The 11,801-nt window shown below is 71.6% G+C and carries 12 protein-coding genes; 8 read left to right on the top strand and 4 right to left on the bottom strand.

All coding sequences use genetic code 11. The annotated features are described in order from the left end of the window. Positions 1-25 precede the first annotated feature (25 nt). Both RKD20_RS15610 and RKD20_RS15605 read left to right on the top strand, forming a co-directional pair. Entirely contained in the window at positions 26-385 is a 360-nt protein-coding gene (locus RKD20_RS15610; RefSeq protein ID WP_424878248.1) for a DivIVA domain-containing protein, read from the top strand. Then, on the top strand, positions 382-960 hold the full coding sequence (locus RKD20_RS15605; protein ID WP_020119743.1) for a DNA-3-methyladenine glycosylase I: 579 nt from the start codon (positions 382-384) through the stop codon (positions 958-960). The genes RKD20_RS15610 and RKD20_RS15605 overlap by 4 nt, the downstream gene beginning before the upstream one ends. A gap of 6 nt (positions 961-966) precedes the next feature. On the opposite strand, the gene RKD20_RS15600 is transcribed toward RKD20_RS15605, so the two are convergent. Continuing rightward, positions 967-1,758, bottom strand: coding sequence for an enoyl-CoA hydratase/isomerase family protein (locus tag RKD20_RS15600; RefSeq protein ID WP_351991651.1), 792 nt, complete (start codon positions 1,756-1,758; stop codon positions 967-969). Positions 1,759-2,116: 358 nt separating this feature from the next. Between RKD20_RS15600 and RKD20_RS15595 the strand changes: the two genes are divergently transcribed. Continuing rightward, complete coding sequence (locus RKD20_RS15595; RefSeq protein WP_003966491.1) at positions 2,117-2,284, top strand: DUF3117 domain-containing protein; 168 nt, start codon at positions 2,117-2,119, stop codon at positions 2,282-2,284. A gap of 104 nt (positions 2,285-2,388) precedes the next feature. Here RKD20_RS15595 and RKD20_RS15590 read toward each other — a convergent pair whose 3' ends face one another. Next, positions 2,389-3,087: an O-methyltransferase gene (locus RKD20_RS15590; protein WP_310591900.1), complete on the bottom strand. Its 699-nt coding sequence runs from the start codon at positions 3,085-3,087 to the stop codon at positions 2,389-2,391. 235 nt (positions 3,088-3,322) lie between these two features. Between RKD20_RS15590 and sigE the strand changes: the two genes are divergently transcribed. The 5 genes from sigE to RKD20_RS15565 all read left to right on the top strand — a co-directional run bounded on the left by sigE (position 3,323) and on the right by RKD20_RS15565 (position 8,598). After that, positions 3,323-4,021 carry an RNA polymerase sigma factor SigE gene (sigE, locus tag RKD20_RS15585; protein WP_037943029.1) on the top strand — a complete coding sequence of 233 codons (699 nt, stop codon included), beginning with the start codon at positions 3,323-3,325 and terminating at the stop codon, positions 4,019-4,021. Then, positions 4,018-4,980 (top strand): zf-HC2 domain-containing protein, encoded by a 963-nt coding sequence (locus tag RKD20_RS15580; RefSeq protein ID WP_424878247.1) that lies wholly within the window; start codon positions 4,018-4,020, stop codon positions 4,978-4,980. The genes sigE and RKD20_RS15580 overlap by 4 nt, the downstream gene beginning before the upstream one ends. Positions 4,981-5,071: 91 nt before the next feature. Beyond that, positions 5,072-6,892 (top strand): trypsin-like peptidase domain-containing protein, encoded by a 1,821-nt coding sequence (locus RKD20_RS15575; RefSeq protein ID WP_424878246.1) that lies wholly within the window; start codon positions 5,072-5,074, stop codon positions 6,890-6,892. Between the two features lie 297 nt (positions 6,893-7,189). Continuing rightward, positions 7,190-7,624 carry a sec-independent translocase gene (locus tag RKD20_RS15570; RefSeq protein WP_424878245.1) on the top strand — a complete coding sequence of 145 codons (435 nt, stop codon included), beginning with the start codon at positions 7,190-7,192 and terminating at the stop codon, positions 7,622-7,624. A 308-nt stretch (positions 7,625-7,932) separates the two neighbouring features. Next, positions 7,933-8,598: a hypothetical protein gene (locus RKD20_RS15565; protein WP_424878244.1), complete on the top strand. Its 666-nt coding sequence runs from the start codon at positions 7,933-7,935 to the stop codon at positions 8,596-8,598. A 57-nt stretch (positions 8,599-8,655) separates the two neighbouring features. Here RKD20_RS15565 and RKD20_RS15560 read toward each other — a convergent pair whose 3' ends face one another. After that, positions 8,656-10,587: a glycosyltransferase family 2 protein gene (locus tag RKD20_RS15560; RefSeq protein WP_424878243.1), complete on the bottom strand. Its 1,932-nt coding sequence runs from the start codon at positions 10,585-10,587 to the stop codon at positions 8,656-8,658. A gap of 48 nt (positions 10,588-10,635) precedes the next feature. Beyond that, entirely contained in the window at positions 10,636-11,769 is a 1,134-nt protein-coding gene (locus tag RKD20_RS15555) for an Mrp/NBP35 family ATP-binding protein (protein WP_037719829.1), read from the bottom strand. Positions 11,770-11,801 lie beyond the last annotated feature (32 nt).

The raw sequence follows: 11,801 nt of genomic DNA, 5'->3' as shown, positions 1-11,801 counted from the left end.
GGCAGGGACCCTGGGGACCTCAGCGATGGTTATGTTCTTGTTCCTGGTCATCGCGCTCGCGGTCGTGGTCACCGCGGTGACGCTCGCCGTGGTGGGCGGCGGGGAGAGCGACGGCCCGCTGCCGGAGGTCGCTCCCGAGCGGCTCCAGGACCCGCTGCCGCTGCACCGGCCGGTGAACCGCGCCGACATCGAGAGCCTGCGCTTCCCGCTGACCGCCCGCGGCTACCGCATGGCGGACGTCGACGACGCGCTCAGCCGCCTCGGCGCCGAGCTCGCCGAGCGGGACGCCCGGATCGCCGACCTGGAGTCCGCGCTGGCCGGCGCCCAGGCCGCGGCCCACGTCGCCCTGCACAAGCCGGAACACGGCCAGGGGGAGCAGCAGTGAGCGACGGCACCGCCCTGACCGGCCCGGACGGCGCTCCGCGCTGCCCCTGGGCCCTGTCCACGCCGGACTACGTGACGTACCACGACGAGGAGTGGGGCCGCCCGGTCCACGGCGACGACGCCCTCTTCGAACGGCTCAGCCTGGAGGCCTTCCAGTCCGGCCTGTCCTGGATCACCATCCTCCGCCGCCGTGAGGGCTTCCGCGCCGCCTTCGCGGGCTTCGAGATCGCCAAGGTGGCCACGTTCGGCGAGGCCGACCGCGACCGCCTGCTGCTCGACCCGGGAATCATCCGCAACCGCGCCAAGGTCGACGCGACGATGGCCAACGCGCGCGTGCTGGCCGAATGGTCCCCGGGCGAGCTGGACGAGCTGATCTGGTCCCACGCCCCGACCTCGCACGCGGTCCCCAGGACCCTGGCGGACGTCCCCGCGGTCACCCCGGAGTCGACCGCCCTGTCCAAGGCCCTGAAGAAGCGCGGCCTGCGGTTCGTGGGCCCGACCACGGCGTACGCCCTGATGCAGGCGTGCGGACTGGTGGACGATCACCTGGAGACCTGCGTCGCCAGGAGCCGCTGAGCCGCCCTACCGGCCCAGGTACTTGGGCGTCTCCTTGTTCACGAAGGCCCGCACGGCGATCGCGTGGTCCTCGGAGGCGCCCGCCCGCGTCTGCAGCTCGTCCTCCTTCTCCAGCGTCTGCGCCAGGCTGTGCGACAGCGCGTACGCCAGGGACTCCTTGATCGCGCCGTACGCCACCGTCGGACCCTCGGCCAGGGCCCGCGCCACCTTCTCGGCCTCCGCGGGCAGCTCGGTGGACGGCACGAGACGGTTCACGATCCCCAGATCATGGGCGTCCCGGGCCGACATGGTCCGCGGGAAGAGCAGCAGGTCGGCGGCGCGCCCCGGCCCCACCACCCGCGGCAGCGTCCACGAGATCCCGGAGTCCGCGGTCAGCGCCACCCCGGCGAACGAGGTGTTGAACGCGGCCGTGTCCGCCGCCACCCGGTAGTCCGCCGCGAGCGCGATCCCGAAGCCGGCGCCCGCCGCGACCCCGTTCACCCCGGCCACCACCGGCTTCGGCATCTCCGTCAGGGCCCGCACGACCGGGTTGTAGTGCTCCCTGACCGTGCTCATGACCTCCGTGGAGCCCTCGGCGAGCAGCCCGATGTGCTCCTTGAGGTCCTGACCCACGCAGAACGCCCGCTCCCCGGCGGCGGTGAGCAGCACGGCCCGTACGGCGTCGTCCGAGGCCGCCGACTCCACGGCCTCCCGCAGCGCGACCTTGGTGGCGATGTTCAGCGCGTTCATCGCCTCCGGCCGGTTCAGCGTGATCGTCGCGAGCCCGTCGTGCACCTCGTAGAGCACGGTGTCGGCCATGGCGTATCCCCTCCGGTGTGTCCGCTGCATCCGATGTCCGAGGACAGCATGGCGGAGATCGCCGTCCGCGGACCGGACCGGACGTGTGACCTGCGTCAAAGAATTACGGAGCGCTCATGAGCGGCTGGGATCGGCGCGGCGGCGGAGTATCGCAGCCACATCGCCGAATTGAGTGGTTTTGCTCGCGCGCGTTGCCCAAGCGATGCCGACTGATGTTGGTCATCGGGTCCTGCGATGCGGGATAATGGCTGGGAAGCAATGTGTTCGACGCCGGTGGCGTGTGTCCCTTCTTGGATGCGCGTGCCCTCCCAGGGCTGTCGGCTTTGACGATGAGCTGGTTTCAGGAAGGGGAACGAGCATGGCGGCCATGAAGCCGCGGACGGGCGATGGCCCGCTCGAGGTGACCAAGGAGGGGCGGGGCATCGTCATGCGCGTTCCGCTCGAAGGCGGCGGTCGGCTCGTCGTCGAGCTGACGCCTGACGAGGCCGACGCGCTCGGTGACGCCCTCAAGAAGGTCGTCGGCTGACGCGGAAGCGACCATACCCTTTCGGCTGCCCCGGCATCTTTTGAGATGCCGGGGCAGAGGTCTGCCCGGGCGGTCCCCCGAATGGCCGTACGGCCCTCATCGGCTCAGCGCTTGACCGCGCAGAGCAGTCCGTCGCCCACCGGCAGCAGCGACGGCACCAGTTCCTGGCTCTCGCGTACGGCCCGCAGCAGCTCTCTGAGACGCAGCACCTCGGTCGGCTGCGGTCCCGAGTCCACCGTGCGGCCGTTGGCGAAGACGCCCTCGAAGACCACCAGGCCACCGGGACGCAGCAGGCGCAACGATTCAGCGAGATAGTCCATGACCTCCTGCCGGTCACCGTCGCAGAAGACGAGGTCGTAGCCGGCGTCGGCGAGACGGGGCAGGACGTCCAGGGCGCGGCCCGGGATGAAGCGGGCCCGGTTGCTGGCGAAGCCGCAGGCACGGAACGCCTGGCGGGCGAACTGCTGGTGCTCCGGCTCGGGGTCGACGGTGGTCAGCACCCCGTCCGGGCGCATGCCGTACAGCAGGTGAATGCCGGACACGCCGGTGCCGGTGCCGATCTCGGCGACCGCCTTGGCGTCCACGGAGGCTGCCAGCAACCGCAGCGCCGCGCCCGCGCCGGGCGACACCGAGCGCAGTCCCGCCTCACGGGCCCGGTCCCGGGCCCAGCTCAGGACTTCGTCCTCGGCGACGTAGGCGTCGGCGAACGCCCAGTTCGTCTGCCGGTTGCCGGTAATGACCCTCTCCTTGCCCCGTGGTTGCCTGGGCGTGACTGTATCCGTTGCCGTCGGGAACCCGCAGATGGGACCGGGCGTTTAGAGGGGTGGAGACGCACCCGGGGGGACACAGTTGGATCACGAAGCCGAGCGGGCCCTCGAGCAACTGCTGACGCAGGGGACCGAGTGGTATCAGCCCAGATCAAATTCTCGTAAAACCGCTTATCCGGAGCTAACGGGCGAGGTGGCTATGGTAGGGGCTCCACTGGAGACAACCAGAGCCGACAGGGGAGGTGCGGCCGCGCCTGGAGATCGTGGGGGAGTGCTGCGGCGCTTCCTCGGATCGGCGGGCAGGCCGAGATCCGTGAACGACACTGCTGACCACAGCCACGCCGGCGACTACGCCCAGACCGCGACCTTTGCCACCGACGCGGACGGGCAGGCGTGGACTCCGCCCACCTGGGAGGAGATCGTCAGCACGCACAGCGGCCGCGTCTACCGCCTCGCGTACCGCCTCACCGGTAACCAGCACGACGCCGAGGACCTCACGCAGGAGGTCTTCGTCCGCGTCTTCCGCTCGCTGTCCACGTACACACCGGGCACCTTCGAGGGCTGGCTGCACCGCATCACCACCAACCTCTTCCTGGACATGGTCCGACGCAAGCAGCGCATCCGCTTCGACGCCCTCGGCGAGGACGCGGCCGAGCGACTGCCCAGCCGCGAGCCGTCGCCCCAGCAGGTCTTCAACGACGCCCACTTCGACGCGGACGTCCAGCAGGCCCTCGACACCCTCGCGCCGGAGTTCCGCGCCGCGGTCGTCCTGTGCGACATCGAGGGACTGTCGTACGAGGAGATCGCCGCGACCCTGGGCGTCAAGCTGGGCACGGTCCGCTCGCGGATCCATCGCGGCCGGTCCCAACTGCGCAAGGCCCTTGCCCACCGCTCACCCGAGGCCCGTGCCGAGCGACGCTCCTTCATGGCCCGGGTCCCCGCGCTGGGGGGAGGGGGCGCGTCCGCGTGAGTGGATCACTGCCCAAACCCGGCGAGGGGAGCCTCGCGGAACAGCATCTGGGAGACCGACTCGCCGCCCTGGTGGACGGCGAGCTCGGTCACGCCACGCGAGAGCGTGTCCTCGCGCATCTCGCCACCTGCCCGAAGTGCAAGGCGGAGGCGGATGCCCAGCGCCGCCTGAAGAACGTCTTCGCGGAGGCCGCCCCGCCCCCGCCCTCCGAGAGCTTCCTGGCCCGCCTCCAAGGGCTGCCGGGAGGTGATCCCGACGACGGCGACAGCTCACCGTTCGACGGGGGAGGATTCGGAGGACTGTCGGGGCGACCCGGCACCACCGGAGCCTTCGGCGTAAGACGTGGCGAGCGCTTCGCGTTCGACTACGTCCCCGCCCGCCCGCACGCCGCGCTGCTCCCGCCCTCCTCGGGCCGGGGCTTCCGTATCCATGACGTCAGCCGCCAGGAGACCGACCGCTCGGCCTCGCGCGGCATGCGGTTCGCGGTCGTCGCCGCCGGGGCGGTGTCGCTGGCCGCGATCGCGCTGGGCGGCGTCACCACCGGGGTACCGGGCGACGCCGACGCCCGAGGGGCCGGCAGCAATGTGACACCGGCGCGCACGGCGGGCACGGGAGCCGCGGTACCGGAGAACCAGCGCCGCCGTGGCGTGGGTCCGCTGCTCACGCAGGACCAGGGACAGCGGACGACGGGTGAGACACCGGTCGCCCCGACCACCGCGTCCGCCCCGCTGCTGCCGGGCATCCCCGCCCAGGTGCAGGAGGCGGCCCTGCACACCCTGACGGCACCCGTCGTCGCCGGTGCAGCCGCGATGTCGCCACTCATACGTCCGCTCAGCGCCAGCCCGCCGCTCACCCTGACGTCCCTGTCCGCACCGCCGGACCCCACCACCGCCGGCTTCCTCGCCGCATCCATTCCCCCCACCACGTCAGCGCCCACTCCCCCCAGCACCGCCCGCTGACCGGCGCCCTGCTCCGCGGCGCCCGAACCTGGTTGAATCCACAGACAGGTCGACGTGCCGCGCACCGCGGCCGGTCAACTGTGGGGGGAGCATGGACGAGGGCAAGCCGAGGGCGGTTTCCGGGCCGGGCGAGGGGGCTCCGCCGAGGACCGGCCCGACGGGGTCCGACGGTGACTTCTTGCTCGGGCCACCGGAAGATCGGGCGTCCGGTGCGCAGACGCACGGGTCGGCGGCCGCGGACGACTTCGAGCTGAGGCCTCCGGGCCCGCGCAGACTGGGCGTGCCGCTCGGTGAAGGGCAAGTCGCGCAGGACCGGCCCGAGCCGCCGCAGGACTACGACTCCTCCAGCACTCCGCCCTATGGCGTACCGGGTCCCTGGGCCCCCGCCCCGCGGGTCCAGCACCCGGCGACGACCAGTCAGGGCACGGCGATACCCGCGCCCCCGACGCCCGCACCACGGGAAGGGCACGACACACCCACGTCCGCACCGTCTCCCGACGCACCGGTGCCGCTGGGTGACGCCCCGGCCCCGGTCCCGGCTCCGCACTTCGACGCGCCCGCCCCACCGTCGGCCGGTCAGCCCCCTGCGCCGGTCCCGGCCACGACGGTTGCCCCAGTCGCACCCTCGCCGGCGGACACGCCACCCCCGGAGGGTCAGCTGGCCGACTCCGCCCAGGACGCGGCCTCACCCCCGGCGTCGGCCACCCCGAACCCCTGGCAGAACTACGACCCCTGGGCCCCCGTCCCCGCCCCCCTCCAGCAGACCGGTGCCGCGGTCGACACCGAGGGCGCCCGGCGTCGCCGAGCCCGGCGGGCGCTTCTCGTCGGTGCTCTCCTGCTCGCGCTCGTGGCGGGCGGGATCGGCGGGGTCGTAGGGGCGTACCTCGAGCGCAACGGCGTGGGAGATGACGTCGTCGAGTTGCCGCAGGCCGAGGAGGAGCCCGCCAGGCGCGCGCCCGGCACGGTCGCCGGGATCGCCGCGAGGGCGCTGCCCAGCGTCGTGACCCTGCATGTGAGGGGGGCCGAGGAGTCCGGCACCGGGACCGGGTTCGTGCTGGACGAGCGCGGTCACATCCTCACCAACAACCACGTCGTGGAGCCGGCCGGCGCCGACGGCGAGATATCGGTGACCTTTCAGAGCGGGGACACCGCCGAGGCCACCGTCGTGGGCCGGGACAGCGGCTATGACCTCGCCGTCGTCGAGGTGAGCGGTGTCGGCGGGCTGCGGCCCATGCCCCTCGGCAACTCCGACAGCGTCCAGGTCGGCGACCCCGTCGTCGCCATCGGCGCCCCCTTCGATCTGGAGGGCACCGTGACCTCCGGGATCATCAGCGCGAAGGAACGGCCTGTCACCGCCGGAGGCGAGAGCGGGGAGGGGAGCGACGTGTCGTATGTCGACGCCCTGCAGACCGACGCGCCCATCAACCCCGGCAACTCCGGCGGCCCCCTCCTCGACTCCCGGGCCCGTGTCATCGGCATCAACTCCGCCATCCGTTCCGCCGACGACGGCACAGGCTCCGGGACCGGACAGGCCGGTTCGATAGGTCTCGGCTTCGCCATTCCCGTCAACCAGGCCAAGCGGGTCGCGGAAGAACTGATCAACACCGGCAGGGCGACCCATCCCGTCATCGGAGTCACCCTCGACATGGACTACACGGGCGACGGCGCCCGGATAGGGACGAAAGGCAGCGACGGCGGACCCGCCGTGACCGCGGGCGGTCCGGGCGACCGGGCCGGACTCCGGGCGGGCGACGTCATCACCGCGGTCGACGGCCGCCGTATCCACTCCGGCGACGAACTCATCGTGAGGACCCGCGCCCACCGCCCCGGCGACCGCCTGCAGCTCACCCTGAAGCGCGACGGCAGGGAAAGGAAACTCTCGCTGATCCTCGGATCCTCGGACGGCGGCTGAAAGGCCGAGAGAATCGACAAAGGTCCGACAAAGGTTCGGCGGACGACGGGCAGAGGACCGGGGGAGGGCCGGCACTGGGCAGGCAGTGGAGCGATTGACAGAAACCTCATAGAGGCGCCCCGGAATCCCGCTCCACAAGGCAAACAACCCGGAAAACCGCTCACCCGCACGGACTCGGCGCCCTCGGGACGGTACCGGTCGTACGGGATCCCCAGGTACCGTGGACCCGGCCCGGACCACGGAAGACCGCACAGACCACCGAGGGCCGAGGACCGAGGACATCGCAAGGAGCTTCAGGTGTTCAATGACATAGGACCGCTCGAGCTGATCACGCTCGTTGTCCTCGCCGTGCTCGTCTTCGGTCCGGACAAGCTCCCGAAGGTCATCCAGGACGTCATGCGGACCGTGCGCAAGATCCGCGAGTTCTCGGAGAGCGCCAAGCAGGACATCCGCTCGGAGCTGGGCCCGGAGTTCAAGGACTTCGAGTTCGAGGACCTCAACCCCAAGACGTTCATCCGCAAACAGCTGGACAACGACGAGCTGGGGCTCAAGGAGATCCGCAACGGCTTCGACCTGAAGAAGGAGATGGCCGAGGTCACCGACTCCGTGCACGGCACGGAGTCGGTGACCTCGCCGTCCCCGTCCTCCTCCGGTGGCCGGATCGACATGACCAAGAAGCCCGAGGAGCCCGGCAAGGACGACCGCCCGCCCTTCGACGCGGACGCCACCTGAGCCGGACGCCACCTGAGCCGTACGCCCCACCGGAAGGCGCCTGCCGAGCAGTTGAGCTCGCGGGCGCCTTTTCCCGTCGTACGTGACGCGTTTCATACCGCGCTCTCACCTCGAACAGCCCCCTACGGCCCTCGTACGCCCTGAAGCCACCCTTCGTGCGCCCCGCGCGTCGGGCGGTTTCCGCGCAGCTCGGAGCGGTGTGGCTATGCTGCCGAGTTGTTGTGCGGGCCGTACGCGAACCAGCGACGCCGCCCGAAGGGGGGCGGGCCGGTCCGGTCCGACGAGAGCTAGTAGGAGGCGTCCGGCACATGGAGACGACGAGTGGGGCAGTCGCGCAGGCGCCGGCCGCGGAGGATGGCCAGCAGGTACCCTCCGCCCGGCGCACGGTCGACGGCTACCTTCAGGCGCCCTTCCCCTGGTACGGCCTCGACGAGGCCTTCACGGGGCCGCGCTGGCTGATGCAGGTCGGCACGTCGGCCGACGGGGCCGTCGAGCACGGGTCGATCGGCCACGGTGACGAGCCCTCGGTGAAGAACGAGGCGGGCTCCACGGGGGAGCCGAAGGAGAAGTTCGCGGTCGTGGTGACCGTCGCCGCGAACCCGCCCCGCAGAAGCGCGGACGGCACGGGACTGCTGGAGGCCACGTCGGTCTCCTCCGCCGCCTGGCTGGCCGGGGTGGGGCTGCTGTCGTTCACCTGGCCCGGACAGATGGACCACTCCCTGCGCGACGACTGGCTGGACCAGCAGACCGAGACGGCCTGGGTCCTGGCGGACGACCTCGAAGGACCCGACTGGTCCACCCTGTCCCTCCCGGTGGACGGCGTGCCCACGCCGTTCCACTACCGGGAGTCGGAGTTCGGCTGGGTGCTCGCGGGCTCCACGCAGGAAGGGGTGCACGTGGGGGCGTACGGGAGAGGCATGAGCGCGTACGGGCTCGGATTCGCGATGATCAAGGACATCTCGGCGTACGCGTAGCGCGCCAACGGGCACCGCAGGCCCGTGCGGTGCCCCACGACCGGCCTGTCGACCGTCCTATCGGCCGAGGCGTCGCCGTACCCGCCGGACCTGGCGGTTGTCGGCGACCGCGTCGAGCAGCCGGCGTCCGGTGCCGGCCTCGTGGGCCGGGCCCTCCAGCCGCAGCAGGGCGCCGTCGCGGACGACGGCGTGGGCGAGAGGGGCGTCGGTCTTCGGCAGGCTGACCGGGTGGCGTCCGGCCGGGAGCTTGAGACGGGCGGGGAGCCGGAGTTCGGCCGTGGTACCGCCCTCGCCGGGGACCAGCTCGGCGTCCACCGTCAGCGCGGACACGGTGACCTTGAGGCGAGCCGGGCCACTGTCCGTCGCCGCCGCCACGTAAGGCAGCGGAAGCGACCGCTCCCCGCGTCCGGAGTTCGCCGCGGCGGCAGCGGCCGTGGCGGAGCCGAGCCTGCGCTGGCGCTGGTCCACGTCGAGGGCGAGCTGGCCGCTGCCCGTCCAGTACGGCAGCGCGAGCCGGCCGCCGGTCAGCGCCGGGCCCGTGGCAGGGGTCCCCGGGGTGCCGTCGCCGGTCAGACGGACCATCCGGTCGACGCCCAGCAGTTGGACGTACGCCCACACGTCGTGCACCCCGCGCTCCAGCGGCCGCCCGCCCGCGAGCCGTTGGGGATCGAGGCTCAGCCGCCCGGACGCGACGACCCGTGAGCGCCCCTCGCCGCAGGGCTCGAGTCGCACCTCCAGATCACCCTCCGGGTACCACCAGTCCTCACGGTCGCGGTCCTTGACCACCAGCTCGGCGTACGCCAGACGGAACGGATCGCGCACCTCCCAGCCGTCCTCGGCCCCAGGCACCCCGGCGAGCAGCTCCGGGTCCAGCCACCGCTTCCCGTCCCGCTCGACGAGCACCAGCGGCTCGCCGTCGCCGCGCAACAGGTCCAGCGTGACGTCGGCGACCAACCGGCCGTCCTCCCACCGCAGCCCGCCGACGGCACTGCGGGCCTTGACCTCGCGGACGCGCTCGGCGAGGGCCACGGCCCCGTCGAAGTCACCGCGTTCGAGGAGTTCGGCGCGGAGGCGGGACACGGTGGGCAGCCCTTCCCGGACGGCGGCCGGGAACTCCTCGACGGCAAGCTTCCGTGCCGCCCCGAAGCGCTCGCGCTGCTCGGCGGGGTCCTCGCGGAGGATCTCGGGTTCGCGGGTGCGGGAGAGGATCTCCACGTGGTAGAGCCGGTGCAGGAGGCGGTTCTGCAGCGCGTCGACGTCGTCGGACGGGCTCGTTCCGTCCTTGATCTGGCGCACGATGGTGCGGCAGTTGGACCAGAAGCCGTGGCGCGGGTTGAAGCGGTGCTGGGTGTTGTTGCCGCCGTCGTCCCGCTTCATCCAGTAGTAGCAGGGGTAGTCGGCGAGCACCGAGATCCGCTCGGCCTTCAGATAGGCGGCGCTGACGAAGGCCAGGTCCTCCAGGATCCAGGGGCCCTCGGGGAAGCGCAGACCGTGCTCCTCGAGGAAGGCGCGCCGGAACATCTTGTGCGGCGACATGCTCTGCATGAGCTCGTCGTTCTCGATCGTGCAGGCGTCCACCGTGTGCCGGAACAGCCGCCGCGGCCGCACCATCGTGCTGGACATCTTGCCGAGCACCACGTCGGCGTCGTTCCGCTTCGCGTGCTCGTACAGCCGCTCCAGGGCCTCGGGCCCGAGGGTGTCGTCGTGGTCGACGAACTGGATGTACTCGCCCTGCGCGTGCCGCATGCCGAGGTTGCGCGGTGCGCCCGGCCAGCCGGAGTTCGGCCGGGTGTGCACCTGGACGTTCGGGTGCGCGGCGGCGATCTTCTCCAGCCGGGTCAGCGTGTCGTCCGTCGAGCCGTCGTCGACGTAGACGACCTCGTACTCGTCGGCGGGCAGACTCTGCCCGAGGAGCGACGGCGCGCACTCGTCGACGTACTTCCCGGTGTTGTAGACGGGAACGATGACGCTGACTTTGACTCTCGGCATTCCACGGACCTTACCCGGCCCGTGGGACCCCGCTTTATCGCGTGTGCCTCAGAACTTGTTCCTGGGCGTGATCCCCAGAGAAAGCCCCGAAAGGCCCCGCTGCCGTCCCCCCAGCTTCCCCGCGATCCCCCGCAGCGCAGCCCCCGCCGGGGAGTCCGGGTCGGTCAGAACGACCGGCTTGCCCTCGTCGCCGCCCTCGCGCAGACGGACGTCGATCGGGATCGAGCCCAGGACCGGGACCGTGGCGCCCGTCGTGCGGGTGAGGCCGTCCGCGACCGTCTGGCCGCCACCCGTGCCGAAGACGTCGACCATCTCGCCGCAGTGCGGGCACGGCAGGCCGGACATGTTCTCGACCACGCCGACGATCTTCTGGTGGGTCTGGACGGCGATGGATCCGGCCCGTTCCGCGACCTCCGCGGCGGCCTGCTGCGGGGTCGTCACCACCAGGATCTCCGCGTTCGGGACCAGCTGGGCCACCGAGATCGCGATGTCGCCCGTGCCCGGGGGGAGGTCCAGGAGCAGGACGTCCAGGTCGCCCCAGTAGACGTCCGCGAGGAACTGCTGCAAAGCCCTGTGCAGCATCGGGCCGCGCCACACCACCGGTGCGTTGCCCGGGGTGAACATGCCGATGGAGATGACCTTCACGCCGTTCGCCGACGGCGGCATGATCATGTTCTCGACCTGGGTCGGGCGGCCGTCGGCGCCCAGCATGCGGGGCACCGAGTGGCCGTAGATGTCGGCATCCACGACACCGACCTTCAAGCCGTCCGCCGCCATCGCCGCCGCCAGGTTCACCGTCACCGACGACTTGCCGACGCCGCCCTTGCCGGAGGCGACCGCGTACACGCGGGTCAAGGACCCCGGCTTCGCGAAGGGGACCTCGCGCTCGGTCTGGCCGCCCCGCAGGGCCGTCGCCAGCTCCTTGCGCTGCTCGTCGCTCATCACGTCGAGCGTGACGTCGACACGCGTGACGCCCTCGACGGCCGCGACCGCGTCCGTCACGCGCTGCGTGATCGTCTCGCGCATCGGACAGCCGGAGACCGTCAGGTACACGGTGACCGCGACCGCCCCGTCCGCGCCGATGTCGACCGACTTGACCATCCCGAGTTCCGTGATGGGGCGGTTGATCTCGGGGTCGTTCACCGTCGCCAGTGCCTCGCGCACCGCGTCTTCGCTAGCCATACAGACGATGGTACGGCGGTCACGGTCGCCCC

It is taken from the genome of Streptomyces sp. SLBN-8D4, from assembly GCF_049739545.1.
Lineage (GTDB): Bacteria > Actinomycetota > Actinomycetes > Streptomycetales > Streptomycetaceae > Streptomyces > Streptomyces canus_C.
This window is presented reverse-complemented; position numbering and strand designations above follow the sequence as displayed.

Excerpts from the sequence above, each read along its gene's own strand:
- RKD20_RS15610 (WP_424878248.1), top strand. The coding sequence starts at position 26 with ATGGTTATGTTCTTGTTCCTGGTCATCGCGCTCGCGGTCGTGGTCACC.
- RKD20_RS15595 (WP_003966491.1), top strand. The coding sequence starts at position 2,117 with ATGGCGGCCATGAAGCCGCGGACGGGCGATGGCCCGCTCGAGGTGACC.
- RKD20_RS15560 (WP_424878243.1), bottom strand. The coding sequence starts at position 10,587 with ATGCCGAGAGTCAAAGTCAGCGTCATCGTTCCCGTCTACAACACCGGG.
- RKD20_RS15575 (WP_424878246.1), top strand. The coding sequence starts at position 5,072 with ATGGACGAGGGCAAGCCGAGGGCGGTTTCCGGGCCGGGCGAGGGGGCT.
- RKD20_RS15565 (WP_424878244.1), top strand. The coding sequence starts at position 7,933 with ATGGAGACGACGAGTGGGGCAGTCGCGCAGGCGCCGGCCGCGGAGGAT.
- RKD20_RS15600 (WP_351991651.1), bottom strand. The coding sequence starts at position 1,758 with ATGGCCGACACCGTGCTCTACGAGGTGCACGACGGGCTCGCGACGATC.
- RKD20_RS15555 (WP_037719829.1), bottom strand. The coding sequence starts at position 11,769 with ATGGCTAGCGAAGACGCGGTGCGCGAGGCACTGGCGACGGTGAACGAC.